This window comes from Hyphomicrobium sp. 802 (assembly GCF_000526135.1).
GTDB lineage: Bacteria > Pseudomonadota > Alphaproteobacteria > Rhizobiales > Hyphomicrobiaceae > Hyphomicrobium_B.
Genome location: NZ_JAFM01000001.1, coordinates 1,074,278 through 1,092,568, shown reverse-complemented (window position 1 = coordinate 1,092,568; position 18,291 = coordinate 1,074,278). Strand labels below are relative to the sequence as shown.

Below are 18,291 nucleotides of genomic sequence, written 5' to 3'. Positions count from 1 at the left end.
TGCGCCACTTACCGTTCCGCCGCGGCTTGACGCCAGCGCATGACGAACTCATCGAGTTCGTTCATGGCGAGGTCCGACACAACGATGTAATCGAAGTCCTGTCCATGCCAGCGAATGACCGAATAGCCGTCTTTCGTTGTCGCGAGCGACGGCTCGGTTGTCGTTTTTCGTCCCACCTTCGGAATCGCGACGACACTGATAATGTGTGCGCGGCGATGATAGACCAGAACCGGCACCGGCTTACCCTCGATGACCTCGACACGACCGCCTGCCAGCGGAAAGCCGTCGCTCGACAGGTCGATGACCTGAGGTGACAGCGCAAGCTTGCTGTCAAACCAAGGTTTCACGGTGTGTCGGTCGCTCGATGCAACGTCGAACGGCGTTGCCGCAAGAAGTGAACGTTGATGATCGGCGACGATCGCGGCGATCTCGCTCGCCTCCATATTAGGCCGCAAAATGCCATACATGCCCATCCCGGTAACGGCGGCAGCAAACACAGCCGCCGCTGCCATGTGTCGCCAGTCGTTCGATCGTCGGGCAGCCGCTGGCAACGGCACGAAAGTTTCTTTAGGAAATTGAGTTTCCGGGCCTTCGGCAAGCATAGCAATCCGCTTCCGAAAAGCATCTGAGGCGACTTCGCTTTTCAAATGAGAGGAAAGCACGGCCCGTAACTGGGTGAGCCGGTCATACTCAGCGCGAAGGGCGGGATCATTCGCAAGCTGACGCTCAATATTCAAAACGGAAGCCGCATCCAGCTCATTATCTAGATAAGCGTTGAGCAGAAGCAGCGACTCTTCGCGCGATGACCATGAAGAAGGCTTGTTCACGCTGCACCCGCCTTTCCCTTGCCGACCATCGCCATACGCTGAATGAGGAGATTGCGCGCGCGGGCAAGCCGAGACATCACGGTTCCAATCGGGATCGACAAGACTTGCGATATTTCTTGATAGCTAAGGTCTTCCATTTCCCTCAGCACCAGAACCTCGCGATAGGACAGGGGGAGCGCCGCTATCGCGAGGTGCAAATATTCCGCATCCATTTTTCCAATGAGAATAGCTTCAGGAGACGCATGCGGTTCAATCATCTCCAGCACCGCCTGCTCGAACAATCCGTCATCGTCGGTTGCAACCACGGCCTTTGGTCGATTCTTCGAGATCCAAGTGAATGCAGTATTGCGAACGATGGCGAGAAGCCAGGCGCGCCCATCTGTAGGCCTCACTGTCGCGATCGCCTTGAAAGCCCGGATGCAAGCATCCTGGACGACATCTTCCGCATCGGCCACGTTGCCCGTCAGCCAGCGCGCCAACGACAAAGCATCGTCGATATACGGAAGAAGCGCCTCATTAAACCGCTGCCGGTCGTCCATTGATCTTCGCTCCAAGCGCGCGTAGCGGGACTTTACGCCCGATGAAATTATTTCGCTCGCTCTTTCAAATATTCTATGACGTCCGCTCGATCTTGGGCGGCATCGAGATGAAAAAACATCTTCGCTCCAGGGACGAGCTTCTGCGGGTCCGCGAGCCATTTGTCGAGGGTATCTTCGGTCCAAACTATACCGGAAGTCTTGAGCGCAACCGAATAACTATAGTCGGGAACTGCTCCCGCCTTTCTCCCGAATACACCGCGATGCTTGGGGCCGACATCGTTGGTGTCGAGCGAATGACAATCCTGGCAGCTTTGGTAGATATCTTCACCGTGTGCAGCACTCGGCGCGGCCCTGGCGCTCGGAACAATGATGAATATCCCGACCGCGACAGCAACGAGCAATTTTGCAATGCGAAGCATTTTGAAATCCGCCTCAATCAGCCAACGACGTATCTATGATGGCAAGGGGCGACTTGTTCTTTTTGAACGTGACACTCGTCAGCCCGAGCATGCCACGCAGCTTGTCGGCTGGAACGACCATCGGCCCAGGTGACGGTGCTTCTCCGGGAGCAGGTTGTGGAAACGCCGTCGAGCGCGCCGTGTGAAACGTCACGTTGCCTTCGACTTTCTGCATCAGCTGATGAATATGCCCGTTGAGAATGGTGACCGAGCCAAAGCGCTTTAAGTAACCAAGCGCAACAGCAGCATCGTCCGTACCCCATCCCCAATTCGGATAGATCGACCACAGCGGAATGTGCGCGAAAACAACGATTGGCGTTGAAGACGACAGTGCTCGAAGATCGTCCTCCAGCCACTTGAGCTGTTCATCGCCAAGAAACCCCAAGCCAAACTTCTTGAGATTGACCACGTTGTTCAGACCGATGAAGTGTACGCCGTGTTGGTCGAAGCTATACCAACCGCCGCCCTTTACACCTTTACCGTACCGTTCGAGATAGGCATTCTCAGTCGCTTGGTCCGTCATGTCATGCTCGCCGGGGACATAATGAACATTCACTCGCGTCGAGCCTATAATCTCATTCGCATCGTCAAACTCTACGGGCTTCGCGCTGTGAGTAATGTCCCCGGTATGAAGTAAAAAGGCCGGCTTCTCGGGGAGCGCGTCGATCCGACCGATCGCCTCTTTCAGTGTTTCAATCGCATGCGGATTGGCAGGCTTGTTGAAGCCGACATGGCTGTCGGATATTTGCAAGAAAGTGAAACCGCTTTTTGCCGCTTCAGCAGCTTCAACGTCATCGAGCAGAGATAGTGATTTCGGCACTCCACCCGCTACCGTCCAAAGGACGCCGGTTCCCGCCCAAATCATGCATTCCAGCGCATGCCGCCGGTTGATACCGTCCCCGTCATTATTACCCATTTTCTGCACTCCCTTCCAAAGCCCGCGAATTGGCGGTTTGAAAGGGAAGACTCGTGCTCCTGGCGCTTTATTCCATCTCGCTAAGAAAAATTTGATGTCGCCTCGATATGGAATCGGCCACAGCATGATGCAGATTTTGGACAGACTTAGGCATTTGGTGTGTAGGCGCCGGCCCCCAGCTGCAAGTGGCTGTGCTCAGCCAGTCGCGACCATTAGGAACGAGATGCTCGTCCCGACCTCAGCCTTGGCATTGAATTAGATCGCATACAGCAGAAATATTGAAATGTGCGAGCGACTAAGCGGAGTTCGGATCGTCAATCGTGGAGGGCAGATATTGGACTCCGTTGTCGGCAGCAATGTACTTCCGCAGTCGTTCTTTGACCGCCCGGCCGCAAGGGTTGCGCGCGATCTCCTCGGAAAAAACCTCGTGCGTCGGATCGGGAAAATGCGAACCGCGTTGGCCGTGACCGAAACCGAGGCCTACGAAGGAGTCCACGACCTTGCCTCGCATTCTTCCAAAGGAAGAACGGCGAGAACTGAAGTCATGTTCGGACCGCCGGGACACTTTTATATTTACCGCATCTACGGCATCCATTGGATGCTCAACATCGTGACGGGTAAGGTGGGTGACGCATCCGCCGTGCTCATCCGAGGCGTCGAAGGAGTAAGCGGGCCCGGCCGCGTCACCGCGGCGATGGACATCGACGCGAGCTTCCACGGCCGGGATGCCACACCCAAAACCGGACTTTGGTTTGCCGATACGGGCGAGAACGCAACGAAGCTCCGCGTTCGCTCAACGCCGCGCATCGGCGTTGATTACGCAGGCCCGGTATGGGCCGCCAAAAAACTACGCTTCGTCAGAATTTGAGGACTGCCAAGCCGTCGCGCCAGACCGGTCGGACGAAAAGTCCAAGGCTGCTAAGTCAGTAAATGCCAAAAGCGGGTTTGTCGACGACGAGGCGAAGCCCTATAATCCAACCGATGGCAGATACGCAACCTACGGCCGACAGCAGCTTTACGGACGGTGCCTGGATCGACGTGATCCGGAAGATGGACGAGACGTACTCGGAGCTTCTCAAGTACCAAGTCGAACTCGAAGAGAAAAACTCGGCACTCGAAGCAATGCGTGCCTTCATGGAATCCGTCCTCGGATCGATGACGGATGTTTTGATCGCCTGCAATCTCTCCAACCGTATCGTGCAGACCAACGCGGCGTTAGTTCGGCAGACCGGAACGCCCGCTTCGAAGCTCATAGGCATGCTGGTTGCAGACCTGTTCATCGAAACAGACAGAGAGCGGTTGTCGAACATGCTCTTTGCCGCCGCGGCCAATGCAAAGACGCAGCGCCTGGAACTCTCGATCCAAGGCAGCAACTCCGCCGAACTTCTCGATATCCATGCAGCCCCACGTATCGATCCGCGAGGGCGCGTTGTCGGTATCGTTCTCATCGGACGGCCCGTCGGCGAATTGCGACGCGCTTATCTCGAACTCAACAATGCTCACGGCACGCTGGTGCGGACCCAGGAGCAGCTCGTGCATTCGGAAAAAATGGCCTCGCTCGGACGCCTCGTTTCGGGCGTTGCTCACGAGATCAATAATCCGATCAGCTTTGTCTATGGGAATGCCCATGCGCTGGAGCGTTACGTCGGCCGCCTCGAAGCGTATTTCGATAAGGTTCAGGCTGGCGCGCCGCGCGAAGAGCTCATCGAAGCCCGCCAGACTCTCAAAATCGACCGCGCCGTCGCCAATCTGCGCAGCGCCGTTGCCGGTGCGCTCGAAGGCGCGGAACGTGTCCGCGATATCGTCGAGTCACTGCGCCGGTTCTCTGCTGAGGGCAATGGCGAGACGCAGCTCTTCGATCTCGTGGCCATCACCCGCACAGCGTTGACATGGGTCGTCAAGGCGCACGAGCCCAGAATTCACGTGGCGGTGACGGCGCCAGAAAAACTTCTCGTCGAGGGGCGCGGTGGCCATATTCAGCAGGTCGTGATGAATGTCATCCAAAACGCCTGTGACAGTATGGAAGGCAAAGAGAGCGGCGAGATTGCCGTCGAAATCACAGCAACTCAAGACGAAGCGATTTTGCGGATTGCGGACGAAGGCCCTGGCATCTCGCCGGAAGCTCTGCTCAAGCTTTTTGATCCGTTTTTCACGACCAAACCGGTGGGAAAAGGCATGGGGCTCGGCCTTTCCATCAGCTATAAAATCGTAAAGGAGCATCGCGGCATGCTCACGGCCGTCAACAAATCGTCGGGAGGTGCAATGTTTGAAATCCGTTTGCCGCTGTCGTGGCAGGGCGGAGAGGCTGAGCGATGAGAAATCCGAAGACAGTGCTCTGGCTGCAATCCGGCGGCTGCGGTGGTTGCACGATGTCGATGATGTGCGCCGAAGCACCGGGACTGTTTCCAGTGCTGGAGAGTTTCGGGCTCGATTTTCTTTGGCATCCTTCGCTCAGCGAAGAAAGCGGAGACGAAGTCCAAGCGGTCTTAAGCGACGTGATCGCGGGCCGGCGACCGCTCGACATTCTTTGTTTCGAAGGCTCCGTACTGCGCGGCCCCAATGGCAGCGGACGCTTTCATATACTCGCGGGGACAGGGCGGCCGATGATCGAGTGGCTGCGGGAACTTGCGCCACTGGCGAAATACGTCGTCGGCGTTGGTTCTTGTGCGGCTTACGGCGGCATAACGGCAGCAGGGAACAATCCAGCCGACGCGGTTGGACTGCAGTTCGAAGGGCGCAATCAGGGCGGCGCGCTCGGTGCAGATTTCCGCAGCAGAAGCGGTCTGCCCGTCATCAATATCGCCGGTTGCCCGACGCACCCTAACTGGGTAACCGAAACGCTCATGCTTCTGTCCGAAGATGCACTCTCTCTCTCAGACCTCGATCCATTGCGCCGTCCCCGCTTTTATTCCGATCACCTCGTGCATCACGGCTGTTCCCGCAATGAATATTACGAATACAAGGCGAGCGCTGAGGAACTGTCCGAAATCGGCTGCATGATGGAAAACCTGGGCTGTATCGGCACGCAGGCCCACGGCGATTGCAACACTCGAGCTTGGAATGGCGAAGGGTCGTGCACGCGCGGCGGCTATCCGTGCATCAATTGCACGGCGCCGGAATTCGAGGAGCCGGGCCGCGTGTTTACAGAAACGCCGAAGATCGGCGGCATTCCGATCGGTCTACCGACGGACATGCCGAAGGCTTGGTTTATCGCGCTGGCTTCGCTGTCCAAGGCCGCGACGCCCAAACGCGTCAAACTCAACGCGGTCGCTGATTACATCGTCGCGCCACCGACTGACAGAGACACGAATCTCAAATGACTGAGGGTACCCGGCGGATCATTGCGGGGCCGTTCAATCGAGTCGAAGGCGACCTCGAAATTCGCCTCGATATTCGAGATGGAGAGGTTGGCGCGGCTTATGTCAACTCGCCACTCTTCCGCGGGTTCGAGCAGATACTGGAAGGCAAAGATCCGCGCGATGCGCTGACGATCGTGCCGCGCATTTGTGGAATTTGTTCCGTATCGCAATCCGTCGCCGCCGCAAGGGCGCTTGCGGCCGCGCAAGGGATTGCACCACCGCCGAACGGCGAGCGGGCGGCTGCGATCATCCACGCCGCCGAAAACATCGCTGACCATCTGACACATTTCCACGTGTTCTTCATGACCGATTTCGCGCGTGCAGTTTACGCCGACGAGCCGTGGCACGCCAAGGTCGTCGAAAAATTCAAGGCGAAAGGCGGCACGCTCGTCGGAGAGGCGATGACAGCGCGTTCGGAGCTTCTGCACATCATGGGGCTTCTCGCCGGAAAATGGCCCCATACGCTGTCTCTGCAGCCGGGCGGCGTGACGAAGGCGCCGGATCAGCGCGACCGCGTGCGGCTTCTCGCAATCATCAGGCAATTCCGGGCCTGGGCGGAAGCGAGCATCTTCGCCGACAAGCTTGAGCGAGTGCTGGAAATCGACACTGCCGATGCGCTTCGTGCCTGGCATTCGCGAGAGCCAAGCCAAGGAAGTTTGCGCCTCTTTCTTACGATTTCAGACGCGCTTGAACTCGACAAATCGGGACTCGGACCAACGCGTTTCATGAGCTATGGCGCTTATCCTGTCGATGGGATCCCGCTCCTTCCTTCGGGCGTTTGGGACGATGGACGCCGCGCATATTTGGATACCGGCCTTATCGTCGAGGATCTGGCGAGTTCCTGGATGCTCGGACCGCCGGCGCATCCCTTCGAGGGCCGCACGTACCCTGATGAGGCCATGGCGGACGGCTATAGCTGGTGCAAGGCCCCGCGACTGGGAGGGCAAACGGTAGAAGTCGGAGCCTTCGCCCGCATGCTGATCGCAGGACATCCATTGGCTGCCGATCTTTTGCACGAGGGCGCAGCCAACGTGCGTGCGCGCGTCGTCGGAAGGCTATTCGAGATCGCGGCAACATTGGTCGCGATGGAACGTTGGGCGAGCGAGATCACACCCGGCGAACATTTCATCACGCGTGGACGTTTACCCCAGTCGGCACACGTGCAGGGCCTGACGGAAGCGGCGCGCGGTTCACTCGGACACTGGCTGGTGATCGAACAGGGCCGGATCGCCTCTTACCAGATCATTGCCCCGACGACCTGGAACTTCTCGCCGCGCGACGCCACCGGAACACCTGGCCCCGTCGAGCAAGCCTTGCGCGGCGCTCGCGTTCGTCCCGGGGAATCGACGCCGGTATCGGTGCAGCACATCGTCCGGTCATTCGATCCCTGCATGGTCTGCACGGTTCACTGACGGACATGGCGACACCGCCATCAACTGGCAACCGCGCTTCCAACCTTTCGATCGAAGTGAAAGCGCGTCACCACATTGAGCGTCCGTGATTTAGAGAAATACTTGATTTTAAAAGCATAAATGTGATGGCATGAGCCTTGCGTCTTGACCCGCCAAAGCGCGCATCGCTGCGCGCGAAATCCGGGAGAGGCAGCAGGATGAAACCAACCGAAACATTCTACGAGGTAATGCGGCGGCAGGGCGTGACTCGCCGGTCGTTCCTCAAGTTCTGCTCACTGACTGCGACGGCACTCGGGCTCGGACCGAGCTACATGACCGAGATCGCGCACGCGATGGAGACCAAGCCGCGCACGCCCGTGCTTTGGCTACATGGTCTGGAATGCACGTGCTGCTCCGAATCGTTCATTCGCTCGGCGCATCCGCTTGTCAAAGACGTCGTCCTCTCGATGATCTCGCTCGACTACGACGATACCTTGATGGCGTCGGCCGGCCATCAGGCGGAAGCCGCGTTACAGGATACGATCGAGCGCTATAAGGGAAATTACATTCTTGCCGTCGAAGGCAATCCGCCGCTCAACGAAGACGGCATGTTCTGCATCATCGGCGGAAAGCCGTTCGTCGATCAGTTGCGGCACGCCGCCGAGCACGCCAAAGCGATCATCTCGTGGGGTTCTTGCGCGAGCCACGGTTGCGTCCAGGCGGCGCGCCCGAACCCGACACAGGCAACACCGGTTCACAAGGTCATCACAGACAAGCCGATCATCAAGGTTCCCGGTTGCCCGCCGATCGCCGAAGTCATGACCGGCGTTATTACCTACATGTTGACCTTCGACCGGTTGCCCGAGCTGGACCGGACCGGCCGCCCGAAAATGTTCTATTCCCAGCGCATTCACGACAAATGCTATCGCCGTCCCCATTTTGACGCCGGGCAGTTCGTCGAAGCATTCGATGATGAAGGCGCCCGCCGCGGCTACTGTCTTTACAAGGTCGGGTGCAAAGGGCCGACAACCTACAACGCCTGTTCGACCGTACGCTGGAATGATGGAACAAGCTTCCCGATTCAAGCGGGGCACGGCTGTATCGGCTGTTCGGAGGAAGGGTTCTGGGACAAGGGTTCCTGGTACGCGCGCCTGCAAACCATCCACCAATTTGGAATTGAAGAAAATGCCGATCGGATCGGCGGCACGGTAGCGGCCGGCGTCGGCGGCGCAGTCGCCATCCACGCCGCGATCAGCGCGCTGAAGCGCGCGCAGGTCAAGCGCCAGTCGGCCGCTGAGAATGAGGAGAACGTTTGATGCCTGTCATCCAAACCCCCAACGGTTTCAGCCTGGACACCACCGGGCGCCGTATTGTCGTCGATCCAGTCACCCGCATCGAAGGGCATATGCGTTGCGAGGTGAATGTCGACGAGCATAACGTCATTCGCAACGCCGTCTCGACAGGAACGATGTGGCGAGGACTTGAAGTCATTCTTCGTGGCCGCGATCCACGCGACGCATGGGCCTTCGTCGAACGTATCTGCGGCGTCTGCACAGGCTGTCATGCCCTCGCCTCGGTGCGTGCCGTCGAAAACGCGCTCGACATCCGCATTCCGAAGAATGCGCATCTCATCCGCGAGATCATGGCCAAGACCCTGCAATGGCATGATCACGTCGTGCATTTCTATCATCTGCACGCACTCGACTGGGTCAATCCTGTCAACGCTCTCAAGGCCGATCCCAAGGCGACATCTGAGTTGCAGCAGCGCGTCGGTCCCAACCATCCGATGTCATCGCCCGGCTATTTTCGCGATGTTCAGAACCGCCTAAAGCGTTTTGTTGAATCCGGCCAGCTCGGCATCTTCAAGAACGGCTATTGGGACAATCCGGCTTACAAGCTGTCGCCCGAAGCCGACTTGATGGCCACCACGCATTATCTCGAAGCGCTCGACCTGCAGAAAGAGATCGTCAAGATCCACACGATCTTCGGCGGCAAGAACCCGCATCCGAACTACATGGTCGGCGGCGTTCCCTGCGCCATTAACATGGATGGCGATTTGGCCGCGGGCGCTCCGCTCAACATGGAACGCTTGAACCTCGTCAAGGAGAAGATCGACCAAGCCTACGAGTTCTCCAAGAACGTTTACATCCCAGACGTCATCGCCATCGCGACGTTCTATAAAGGATGGCTCTACGGCGGCGGCCTTTCCGCCACGAACGTCATGGACTACGGCGATTACCCGAAGGTCAACTACGATAAATCGACCGACCAATTAAAGGGCGGCGTCATCCTCAACGGCAACTGGAACGAAGTGCTTCCGATCGATCCGGCCGATCCCAATCAGATTCAGGAATTCGTCGCCCACTCTTGGTATACCTACCCCGATGAGGCCAAAGGCCTTCATCCGTGGGATGGCGTCACTGACCATAACTTCGTGCTCGGCCCGAACCTCGTCGGAACGCGGACGGATATCAAGCAGATCGACGAGTCTGCAAAGTATTCCTGGATCAAGTCGCCGCGGTGGCGCGGCCACGCCGTCGAGGTTGGCCCTCTGTCGCGCTACATTCTCAATTACGCGCAAGGCAATGGCTACGTCATCGAGCAAGTCAACTCGTCGCTCGCTGCATTTAATGCGCTTGCCGGCACGAATTTGACGCCGAAGCAGGCATTGCCCTCTACGATCGGGCGCACGCTCGCGCGTGCGCTTGAAGCGCACTACTGCGCTGAGATGATGCGCGAAGATTGGAACGAGCTCATCGCCAACATCAAGGACGGTGATTCCGCGACCGCCAACGTTGAAAAGTGGGATCCGGCAACCTGGCCAAAGGAAGCCAAGGGCTATGGTCTTGTTGCCGCTCCCCGCGGCGCCAACGGCCACTGGATCCAGATCAAGGACGGCAAGATCGCCAACTACCAGTGCATCGTCCCGACCACCTGGAACGGCTCGCCGCGCGATCCCAGCGGCAATATCGGCGCCTTCGAAGCGTCTTTGATGAATACGCCGATGGAACGCCCGGATGAACCCGTCGAAATTCTGCGGACGCTCCACTCCTTCGATCCATGTCTTGCCTGCTCAACGCACGTCATGAGCGAGGACGGGCGTGAACTTGCCAAAGTTACGGTGCGCTAAGGAGGGTAACATGACCGACATTGTCGATTCAGAAAGCCTATCCCCATCACGCCCTCGCGCGCCGGCGTTGCCCGGCGCGACCCACCAGACGTCGGTTTACGTCTATGAAGCACCGGTTCGGCTGTGGCATTGGATCAATGCCGCAGCGATCCTCGTTCTCGCGCTGACGGGCTTCTTCATCGGACGCCCGCTGCCAACGATGCCGGGCGAAGCGAGCGCCAATTTTCTGATGGGCTATATTCGCTTCACCCACTTCACGGCAGGCTATATTCTCGCAATCGGCTTCATTTTCCGCTTCTACTGGTCGTTTATCGGCAACTTCCATTCCAAACAGCTCTTTCGTCTTCCGCTCTTGGATCCCAAGTGGCGCAGGGAAGTCTGGTTCGAGCTACGCTGGTATCTGTTCCTGGAAAAACAACCAAAGAAGTACGTCGGGCACAACCCGTTGGCTCAAGTCGCCATGTTTATTTTCATGACACTTGGCCTGACATTCATGATCGTTACCGGCTTTGCGCTTTACGCCGAAGGAGCCCAGCGCGGAAGCTGGCAGGACAAGGTCTTCGGCTGGCTAATCCCGCTTGTCGGCCAGAGTTATGACGTCCACACGCTACACAGGCTTGGCATGTGGTTTATCCTGACGTTCGTCATCATTCACATCTACGTCGCCATCCGCGAAGACATCATGTCCCGTCAGAGCATCGTTTCAACGATGATCTCGGGTGACCGAACTTTCAAAGACGACGACCCAGACTAACCTTCGTCCTCCCACACTCACCCTTAGGCAGCCGCCAGGCTGCCTTTTTTATTGGAAAGTAAGTTGTCGATTGGTATGGAGCCTCGGAAGGCGACCTTCCGAAAAATCATTGAACGAAAATCAAATTGATCTGTAACGCCTTGTATTTGTTGATGTCATATTTATTTTTCCCGCTGGCACGTTTCTTGATGCTGCTCCCCTCAAAACAAGCAGCCAGCCACAGAGCTGGCGAGGGGAGACGACGTGACAAACGTCTCAATTCTTGTGCTCGGAATCGGCAACGTTTTGTGGGCCGACGAGGGCTTCGGTGTTCGCGCCGTCGAATACCTGCACCAGCGCTACACGTTTCCAGACAATGTTCTCGTGATGGATGGCGGAACGCAAGGCGTCTATTTGCTGCCGCATGTTCAGTCCTGCGCGGCGCTAATCATTCTCGATGCTGTTGACTACGGTCTTACACCCGGAACGCTGAAGCTCGTCACCGACGACGATGTGCCGACCTTTATGGGCGCCAAGAAAATCTCGCTTCATCAGGCCGGATTTCAGGAGGTTCTGGCCACAGCGCGAATGCTTGGCTGGGAACCAAAGCGCATCCTCCTTGTCGGCGTGCAGCCCGCAGTGATCGAAGACTACGGCGGATCGCTGACGCCGGCGACCGAAGTCCGCATCGATGACGCTCTGGCCGCCGTACTTGCAGAATTAGACCGCCTCGGCGTCCAGGCCACGCAACGGACATCCGTCCCCGAAGAGCTCGGCCCCGCCGCACTTGAACGACGCGCCTACGAGCAAGGACGGCCGAATGCTGACGTCGCCTGCCGCTTCGGCGATGAACGATTTCTATCCACTTGGAGAAGTTGAGATGTGCATCGGCGTGCCCATGAAGGTCATTCGCGCAAATGACCTCTCGGCCATCTGCGATAGGGACGGCGTGCAGGAAGACATCGACACCAGTCTCGTCGGTCAAGTCCAGACTGGAGACTGGCTTCTCGTGTTCCTCAAAGTGGCGCGAAGGCGGCTTGACGATACTGAGGCGGCGCTTGTCGCCGAAGCCCTGCGCGGCCTCGAAGCGGCAATGGCCGGAGAAAACGTCTCCGGATTCTTCTCCGATCTCGAAACGCGAGAGCCGTCTTTGCCTCCGCATCTCGAACGTGCACGCAGATCCGGCGCATCCGTCGGTTAAGGAGCGAATGATGTCGAAAGTGCTAAAGCGCCTGACGGAAGATTTGGGCTATCCCATTCTCGATGAAACAACGCTCGAATGTTTTCTCGCGGAGCCGGGCGAACGCGTGCTCTTCCTCACGGGAGATCCGGCGACGAATCTTGAAACCGATGACGTTGCCGCAATTCTTCCCGAACTTGTCCAGGCGTTTCAACATCGCTTCCAAGCAGCGGTCGTAGACCGATCCATCGAGCAACCACTACGAGAGCGATACGAAGTCTGGCCGGTGCCATCGCTCATCTTTCTTTGCGATGGCGAGATGACCGGGGCCATTCCGAAGGTCCGCGATTGGACGGACTATCTTGCCGAGATCAAAACCATCTTAGACCGGCCCGCCACTTCCGTCCGCCAGTAGGAGCATTAAGCAATGGCCAGAAGCTTTGTCCTTCCGCCTCTCGGATTTGGTCCCGGCAGCCAGCCCGGAGAGGGAGACGGCGCCGAACTCGACTACATGGTGATGCCGTCGGGCATGCGCACGTTTCAACCGAACTTTCCTTCGATTGACGATCCGTCCCAAATTTTGATGGCGGTCAATGCTCTGCGCCGCATAGGGGATTTGGCTGCGGGCTGGACGGAAGGCAACGCAAACCTGCGTTTCGATTTGCCGGAGTTCGATAGCAGAAATGCCAAGACGTTTGCCGATGCGTTGGGCGAAGGAGAGATTGCGGTGCGCATCGATGAGATACCCCGCATCGAAGCTCAAGAGTCGGTGTTTGCCGGAGTTTGGCGAATTCGCGAAGTCGGCAATCCGAAGGGCGAACACATCGAAATCGGCGCAGTGCCAGACGCAGTCTTCAAGCGCCGTTCCGACATGCCACCAATGCCTCCTGAGCCCGGCCCCGGCGTCGTGAATGGCCCCTTTCTGCTGACCGAGATTCTCGAACAGGTGCACCAGCGCACCGAGCGCGCAGCACCCCACATTGTAAATTTGACGTTGATGCCACACACACCGGAAGACCTCGACTATCTGGCAACATCCCTCGGCACGGGGCCGGCGACGTTCCTTTCTCGCGGATACGGCAACTGCCGAATCGAAGCGACCGCATATCCGACAGTCTGGCGCGTCCGCTATTACAATTCGCAGGACGCGTTGATCCTCGACACCATCGAAGTCTCGGAGATTCCCGAAGTTGCATGCGCGGCGCCGGAGGACATTCGCGACTCGGCAACGCGTCTCGCCGAAGTTGCCGAGGCCATGTCATGAGCGGCGAACGTTTTGAAGGATCATTCAAGGGCAACGGCAGCAACATCGCCAGCGATACGATTCTCGAATGCAAAATCTGCTGGTACACCTACGATCCTGCAGTCGGAGACGAGGTCCGGCAAATTCGGCCCGGCATGCCATTTACCGCCCTCCCCGCCGATTGGCGGTGTCCGCAATGCGACGGTGGACGTGAAGGGTTCATGGTGGTCAGCAGCAGCGCGCCAGCGCCGACAGATGACGATCAAAAATTAGCGGCCACGTTGGCCGAACGGCCGAAGCAACTGGCAGAGGCTTTCCAGAATATCTTCAACACGAAGATGCGCGACGTGCCCTTTTGCAATCGCTCGCTCAGCGTCGAAGCAATCGGCTTCCGAATTTGGGAAGGCCGTGTTATCGGCATCCTTCTCGCGCCATGGTTCATGAATTTGATTATCCTGCCGGGCCCAGCCGAGGACTGGTCGCATCATCAAGTCGGCGACAAACGGGTGTTTTCGTTCCCGTCCGGACGCTATGAATTTCTCTACAACAGCCGGCCGCCGGTCGGCAGCTATTTCGCATGTTCTTTGTTTTCTGCGATGGGCGAATTTGCGAGCCAATTGCAGGCAACGGACGTTGCCCGAGCAGCAATCGTCGGCCTATTCGACGAGACCAATCGCGAGGAGACCGACAGGGTCGCCGATATCAGTATGCTGCGCGAAGCCGAGATCGCGCGCGCGGAAGAAAACATCATCCCGCAAGGCAATGAAGATAACGCGCCGGATAACGGCATTCTTAGCCGACGAACGATCCTGATCGGCAGGAAGGCTTCAGCCAACCAACCACCGGTGCGCGCATCATGATGCCGGCGCTCACCGTCGGGCTGAAGCAGCTTGGCGGAAAGCCTCGGATCACACTCTCAACGAAAGGCGAGAATTCTGCCTCTCGTCTGCTGCTCGGACGGAGCCGCGCCGAAGCCATGCGGCTTGTGCCTCTCATATTCAATCTCTGCCCGGCGGCCCAAAGCGCCGCAGCCGCCATAGCCTTGGGGCTGCCGCCGAACACGCAAGCAGATCTTCATATAGCAGTCGAAACGCTCCGTGAGCATGCGCTGGTCATGCTGCGTGAGTGGCCGGTGGCACTGGACCGCCAACCCGATATTGCTGCGATGACGGGACTGGCAAAAAAATTCACGGCTCAGCAACTCGATAATCTGGAGCGCGTCGTTTTCAACGGTCCATCGGACCTTGTGCTGAATGATTTCGAAACTTGGATGGCCAAAAGCGGCGCCAACATCGCCGCGGATCTTGCAACGGTTGCTCAATGGCCAAAGGCGCCGGGTCGCGTCGCCTACGACAGCGATCCGACGTTCATAGGCCGCGTGATTCATCATCCGGGCTTGAAACGCATCATCGACGCGGAAGGCATCACACTCTTTGCGCGCATGGCCGCGCGGGCAATCGAGACAGCCGCGCTCATCCAAGAAATACGCTCGGATAAGATCGCAATCCGACATGGCACAATCCGGAACGGCCAAGGCTGGGCCGAGGCGGCGCGCGGACTCCTCACGCATTCCGCACGTCTGCGCAACGGGTTGATCGAGAGCTATTGCATCGCGACACCAACGGATGGCATGACCGGTAATGGGGCGTTTCTCGAAACACTATTGAACTCGGCCGCTACAGCCCCCCATACCGTCAGGCGACAACAGATGGCCATTGCTATGACGTGCGCAGATCCCTGCATGCCGGTCGTATGGGACGAGGAGGCAATGCGCAATGCATGAGCTTTCTATCTGCCAAAGTCTTATTGATCTGATTGCTGAACAGGCGAGGGTCTCCCGGTTCGATCGTGTGACGCGTGTCCGTCTTGAAATCGGATGCTTCGCCGGTGTCGAACCACAAGCCCTGATGTTCGGTTTTGATGTCTCCGCGCGCGGAACGGTGGCAGATGGAGCCGCGCTTGAGATCATCGATCTTCCCGGGAAGGCTTGGTGCTTTGATTGTAATCGGACCGTCGATATCGAAACACACGGCTCCGAGTGTCCCCTTTGCTCGGGTGCGCGCTTGCGGGTTACCGGTGGCGATGAACTGCGTATCAAGGACTTGGAGGTGATCTGATGTGTGCGACTTGCGGCTGCGGCCCGGAAGCAGTCAATACAGCTGGCCACGGCGGCCATGCCCACGCTCAGGAGGGTCATGGCCATCACCATCATGGTCAAGACGGAAGTCTCGACTATAGCGGCGGCGAGGCTGGGCTTCACGTCGAGGGCATTTCGCAAAATCGGCTCGTCGCGGTCGAAGCAGACATTCTGTCGAAAAACAATCGACTCGCCGAGCGTAATCGCAAACGGCTCGAAAGCCTTGCGATCCTCGCTCTTAATCTAGTCTCCAGTCCCGGCTCTGGAAAGACGACGCTGCTCGTCGAGACGATTCGGCAAATGGGCGCCAAAGGCATAGCGGTCATCGAAGGCGATCAGCAAACGAACAATGACGCCATGCGCATTCGCGCAACCGGCGTCCCAGCCATTCAGATCAACACAGGAAAAGGCTGCCATCTCGAAGCATCGATGGTCCAGCACGCCATCGATCATCTGCATCTTCATGAGCGCGACGTGCTGTTCATCGAAAATGTTGGGAACCTCGTCTGCCCAGCCGCATTCGATCTCGGCGAAGACAGCAAGGTCGCGATTTTGTCGGTGACCGAGGGGGAGGATAAGCCCCTGAAGTATCCCCACATGTTTGCGGCGGCATCGCTCATGCTGCTAAATAAAGTTGATCTGGCGCCGCATGTCGATTTCGATATGGATGCCTGCGAAGCGAACGCACGGCGCATCAATCCCGATATCGAAGTCATTCGGATTTCGGCAAAAAGCGGTGAAGGAATGCAGTCTTGGTTGCGCTGGATCGAAGCGCGGCGGAAGGCCGTGGCGCTCAAAGCGATCGATGCGGTCAAAGCCCGCCTCGACAATCTGATGCTGGCAGCCGGTCTAGAGTGACGAGATGTCGAACGCGCATCAACCGGCCGTCCTTGTCGTCGACGACGAACAGCGCTCGGTCGAGGCGATAAAACGTACCCTCGAAGACGATTTCGAGGTTTTCACCGCGACCAGCGGAGCGGAAGCATTATCCATTCTAGAAAACCAATGGATACAGCTTGTCCTGTGCGATCAGCGGATGCCTGGGATGTCAGGCGTCGACGTGTTGAGCGAGGCGCGACGTCGCTGGCCCGAAGTAATGCGCGTTGTGATTACCGGCTATACCGACCCGAACGATATCATCGATCTCGTGAACAAGGCCGGGATCTATCATTTCATCTCGAAGCCTTGGCATCCCGAGGAGCTGCTCCTCGTTGTCCGCAACGCGACACAGCTTTTCATGCTCCAACGCGAGCATGAACGTCTTTCCGTCGAGTTGAAGTTGCTCGGACCGTCTGTTCAAAATCGCTTGAACGAACAGCGCAAGCAGCTTCGCAAAGGCTTCAACTTCGACAACATCGTCCGCGCACCGGGTTCACCACTCAATGCAGTGTGCGATATGGCAGCGCGCATTGCAGGGTTCGATGTCCCGACGCTCATCCTCGGTGAAACCGGGACAGGCAAGGAACTGATGGCCCGCGCCATCCACTACTGCAGCCTACGTTCGGACAAGCCGTTCTACGCGGTGAATTGCGCCGCCATTTCGGATGATCTTCTCGAAAGTGAACTCTTCGGCCACCAGAAAGGCGCCTTTACGGGGGCGCACGCCCACAGGCTGGGTCTTCTCAGCCAAGCGCATGAAGGCACGATCTTCCTCGATGAAATCGGCGACATCTCGCCGGCTTTTCAAGTGAAGCTGCTGCGCTTCCTGCAAGAAGGTGAAGTCCGGGCGGTTGGCGCCAACAACACGGTAAAAGTCGACGTCCGTGTCATCGCCGCCACCAATCGCGATCTCGCGCAAGAGGTTGCAAGCGGACGCTTTCGCGATGACCTCTACTATCGCTTGGCGACCTTCCCGATTTCAGTCCCGCCTTTACGTAAACGCATTTGCGATGTTGCGCCGTTGGCAAATGCACTTCTGGAACGCGCCGCGATCCGTCACGGTTTGAAAGCCGTGGAATTCGCGCCTGAGACGATCAAACGGATGTGTGCCTATTCGTGGCCCGGCAACGTCCGCGAACTGGAAAATCAGGTTACGCGAATGCTGATCCTGTCGAAGGACCAGACGTTGGGCGCGGACTTACTCGATACCAACATTCTCTATGCTGACGGCGCCGAAGCCGTTCCGGACCCTATCGTCGATACATTTGTAGGAGGTCCCGGACAGTTGCGCGAGCGCGTGGAGCGGTTGGAAGCCAAGATCATTCGCGAGACGTTGATCCGCTGCAAAGGCAACAAGTCGCGCACCGCAGAAGAGCTCGGCCTGTCGCGAGTGGGATTGCGCGCAAAGCTTCTCCGTTACGACATCGAAGATGGAAGCGACGCGGACGCCCTGCTGTCCGAGATCGAGCCCGAATCCGATTTTCCGCACTGAGGCAAAA

General features: G+C 57.8%; 20 protein-coding genes. 16 read left to right on the top strand and 4 right to left on the bottom strand.

What is annotated here, in order from left to right:
* Nucleotides 1-8: 8 nt before the first annotated feature.
* The 4 genes from HYP802_RS23955 to HYP802_RS0105440 all read right to left on the bottom strand — a co-directional run bounded on the left by HYP802_RS23955 (nt 9) and on the right by HYP802_RS0105440 (nt 2,740).
* Entirely contained in the window at nt 9-512 is a 504-nt protein-coding gene (locus HYP802_RS23955; protein ID WP_244420961.1) for a hypothetical protein, read from the bottom strand.
* 311 nt (nt 513-823) lie between these two features.
* Nucleotides 824-1,366, bottom strand: a complete 543-nt coding sequence (locus HYP802_RS0105450; protein ID WP_024275301.1) for a sigma-70 family RNA polymerase sigma factor — start codon at nt 1,364-1,366, stop codon at nt 824-826.
* 47 nt (nt 1,367-1,413) lie between these two features.
* Complete coding sequence (locus HYP802_RS0105445; RefSeq protein ID WP_024275300.1) at nt 1,414-1,785, bottom strand: c-type cytochrome; 372 nt, start codon at nt 1,783-1,785, stop codon at nt 1,414-1,416.
* 13 nt (nt 1,786-1,798) lie between these two features.
* Nucleotides 1,799-2,740, bottom strand: coding sequence for a metallophosphoesterase (locus HYP802_RS0105440; RefSeq protein ID WP_024275299.1), 942 nt, complete (start codon nt 2,738-2,740; stop codon nt 1,799-1,801).
* A 283-nt stretch (nt 2,741-3,023) separates the two neighbouring features.
* Between HYP802_RS0105440 and HYP802_RS0105435 the strand changes: the two genes are divergently transcribed.
* The 16 genes from HYP802_RS0105435 (at nt 3,024) to HYP802_RS0105360 (ending at nt 18,284) form a co-directional block, all read left to right on the top strand.
* Complete coding sequence (locus HYP802_RS0105435; protein WP_035575710.1) at nt 3,024-3,608, top strand: DNA-3-methyladenine glycosylase; 585 nt, start codon at nt 3,024-3,026, stop codon at nt 3,606-3,608.
* A 113-nt stretch (nt 3,609-3,721) separates the two neighbouring features.
* Nucleotides 3,722-5,056, top strand: a complete 1,335-nt coding sequence (locus HYP802_RS0105430; protein ID WP_029670806.1) for an ATP-binding protein — start codon at nt 3,722-3,724, stop codon at nt 5,054-5,056.
* The gene (locus tag HYP802_RS0105425) at nt 5,053-6,060 is read left to right on the top strand and encodes a HupU protein (protein ID WP_013946102.1); all 1,008 of its coding nucleotides are present in this window, start codon (nt 5,053-5,055) and stop codon (nt 6,058-6,060) included. The genes HYP802_RS0105430 and HYP802_RS0105425 overlap by 4 nt, the downstream gene beginning before the upstream one ends.
* Nucleotides 6,057-7,511 (top strand): nickel-dependent hydrogenase large subunit, encoded by a 1,455-nt coding sequence (locus tag HYP802_RS0105420; RefSeq protein ID WP_013946101.1) that lies wholly within the window; start codon nt 6,057-6,059, stop codon nt 7,509-7,511. The genes HYP802_RS0105425 and HYP802_RS0105420 overlap by 4 nt, the downstream gene beginning before the upstream one ends.
* Nucleotides 7,512-7,708: 197 nt before the next feature.
* Entirely contained in the window at nt 7,709-8,806 is a 1,098-nt protein-coding gene (locus HYP802_RS0105415; protein ID WP_013946100.1) for a hydrogenase small subunit, read from the top strand.
* On the top strand, nt 8,806-10,620 hold the full coding sequence (locus tag HYP802_RS0105410) for a nickel-dependent hydrogenase large subunit (protein WP_013946099.1): 1,815 nt from the start codon (nt 8,806-8,808) through the stop codon (nt 10,618-10,620). The genes HYP802_RS0105415 and HYP802_RS0105410 overlap by 1 nt, the downstream gene beginning before the upstream one ends.
* A gap of 10 nt (nt 10,621-10,630) precedes the next feature.
* The gene (gene cybH, locus HYP802_RS0105405) at nt 10,631-11,374 is read left to right on the top strand and encodes a Ni/Fe-hydrogenase, b-type cytochrome subunit (RefSeq protein WP_013946098.1); all 744 of its coding nucleotides are present in this window, start codon (nt 10,631-10,633) and stop codon (nt 11,372-11,374) included.
* A 243-nt stretch (nt 11,375-11,617) separates the two neighbouring features.
* Nucleotides 11,618-12,232, top strand: a complete 615-nt coding sequence (locus HYP802_RS0105400) for a HyaD/HybD family hydrogenase maturation endopeptidase (RefSeq protein WP_013946097.1) — start codon at nt 11,618-11,620, stop codon at nt 12,230-12,232.
* Complete coding sequence (gene hypC / locus HYP802_RS0105395) at nt 12,174-12,554, top strand: HypC/HybG/HupF family hydrogenase formation chaperone (protein WP_081740949.1); 381 nt, start codon at nt 12,174-12,176, stop codon at nt 12,552-12,554. Before HYP802_RS0105400 ends, hypC begins: the two co-directional genes overlap by 59 nt.
* A gap of 10 nt (nt 12,555-12,564) precedes the next feature.
* On the top strand, nt 12,565-12,948 hold the full coding sequence (locus tag HYP802_RS0105390) for a hydrogenase (protein ID WP_172636527.1): 384 nt from the start codon (nt 12,565-12,567) through the stop codon (nt 12,946-12,948).
* Nucleotides 12,949-12,960: 12 nt separating this feature from the next.
* The gene (locus HYP802_RS0105385) at nt 12,961-13,797 is read left to right on the top strand and encodes a hydrogenase expression/formation protein (RefSeq protein ID WP_013946094.1); all 837 of its coding nucleotides are present in this window, start codon (nt 12,961-12,963) and stop codon (nt 13,795-13,797) included.
* Nucleotides 13,794-14,636 (top strand): [NiFe]-hydrogenase assembly chaperone HybE, encoded by an 843-nt coding sequence (hybE, locus tag HYP802_RS0105380; RefSeq protein WP_013946093.1) that lies wholly within the window; start codon nt 13,794-13,796, stop codon nt 14,634-14,636. The genes HYP802_RS0105385 and hybE overlap by 4 nt, the downstream gene beginning before the upstream one ends.
* The gene (locus HYP802_RS0105375) at nt 14,633-15,559 is read left to right on the top strand and encodes a Uptake hydrogenase (RefSeq protein ID WP_013946092.1); all 927 of its coding nucleotides are present in this window, start codon (nt 14,633-14,635) and stop codon (nt 15,557-15,559) included. The genes hybE and HYP802_RS0105375 overlap by 4 nt, the downstream gene beginning before the upstream one ends.
* Nucleotides 15,552-15,893: a hydrogenase maturation nickel metallochaperone HypA gene (hypA, locus tag HYP802_RS0105370; RefSeq protein WP_013946091.1), complete on the top strand. Its 342-nt coding sequence runs from the start codon at nt 15,552-15,554 to the stop codon at nt 15,891-15,893. Before HYP802_RS0105375 ends, hypA begins: the two co-directional genes overlap by 8 nt.
* Nucleotides 15,893-16,771: a hydrogenase nickel incorporation protein HypB gene (gene hypB / locus HYP802_RS0105365; RefSeq protein WP_013946090.1), complete on the top strand. Its 879-nt coding sequence runs from the start codon at nt 15,893-15,895 to the stop codon at nt 16,769-16,771. The genes hypA and hypB overlap by 1 nt, the downstream gene beginning before the upstream one ends.
* Nucleotides 16,772-16,775: 4 nt before the next feature.
* Nucleotides 16,776-18,284, top strand: a complete 1,509-nt coding sequence (locus tag HYP802_RS0105360) for a sigma-54 dependent transcriptional regulator (protein WP_013946089.1) — start codon at nt 16,776-16,778, stop codon at nt 18,282-18,284.
* Nucleotides 18,285-18,291: the final 7 nt, after the last annotated feature.

Coding starts and splice junctions, on each gene's coding strand:
- HYP802_RS0105430 (WP_029670806.1), top strand. CDS start 3,722: ATGGCAGATACGCAACCTACGGCCGACAGCAGCTTTACGGACGGTGCC.
- HYP802_RS0105420 (WP_013946101.1), top strand. CDS start 6,057: ATGACTGAGGGTACCCGGCGGATCATTGCGGGGCCGTTCAATCGAGTC.
- HYP802_RS0105360 (WP_013946089.1), top strand. CDS start 16,776: ATGTCGAACGCGCATCAACCGGCCGTCCTTGTCGTCGACGACGAACAG.
- HYP802_RS0105440 (WP_024275299.1), bottom strand. CDS start 2,740: ATGGGTAATAATGACGGGGACGGTATCAACCGGCGGCATGCGCTGGAA.
- HYP802_RS0105445 (WP_024275300.1), bottom strand. CDS start 1,785: ATGCTTCGCATTGCAAAATTGCTCGTTGCTGTCGCGGTCGGGATATTC.
- HYP802_RS0105390 (WP_172636527.1), top strand. CDS start 12,565: ATGTCGAAAGTGCTAAAGCGCCTGACGGAAGATTTGGGCTATCCCATT.
- HYP802_RS0105425 (WP_013946102.1), top strand. CDS start 5,053: ATGAGAAATCCGAAGACAGTGCTCTGGCTGCAATCCGGCGGCTGCGGT.
- cybH (WP_013946098.1), top strand. CDS start 10,631: ATGACCGACATTGTCGATTCAGAAAGCCTATCCCCATCACGCCCTCGC.
- HYP802_RS23955 (WP_244420961.1), bottom strand. CDS start 512: ATGGCAGCGGCGGCTGTGTTTGCTGCCGCCGTTACCGGGATGGGCATG.
- HYP802_RS0105375 (WP_013946092.1), top strand. CDS start 14,633: ATGATGCCGGCGCTCACCGTCGGGCTGAAGCAGCTTGGCGGAAAGCCT.
- hypC (WP_081740949.1), top strand. CDS start 12,174: ATGCTGACGTCGCCTGCCGCTTCGGCGATGAACGATTTCTATCCACTT.
- HYP802_RS0105385 (WP_013946094.1), top strand. CDS start 12,961: ATGGCCAGAAGCTTTGTCCTTCCGCCTCTCGGATTTGGTCCCGGCAGC.
- hypB (WP_013946090.1), top strand. CDS start 15,893: ATGTGTGCGACTTGCGGCTGCGGCCCGGAAGCAGTCAATACAGCTGGC.
- HYP802_RS0105410 (WP_013946099.1), top strand. CDS start 8,806: ATGCCTGTCATCCAAACCCCCAACGGTTTCAGCCTGGACACCACCGGG.
- HYP802_RS0105450 (WP_024275301.1), bottom strand. CDS start 1,366: ATGGACGACCGGCAGCGGTTTAATGAGGCGCTTCTTCCGTATATCGAC.
- HYP802_RS0105435 (WP_035575710.1), top strand. CDS start 3,024: ATGTGCGAGCGACTAAGCGGAGTTCGGATCGTCAATCGTGGAGGGCAG.
- HYP802_RS0105415 (WP_013946100.1), top strand. CDS start 7,709: ATGAAACCAACCGAAACATTCTACGAGGTAATGCGGCGGCAGGGCGTG.
- hybE (WP_013946093.1), top strand. CDS start 13,794: ATGAGCGGCGAACGTTTTGAAGGATCATTCAAGGGCAACGGCAGCAAC.
- hypA (WP_013946091.1), top strand. CDS start 15,552: ATGCATGAGCTTTCTATCTGCCAAAGTCTTATTGATCTGATTGCTGAA.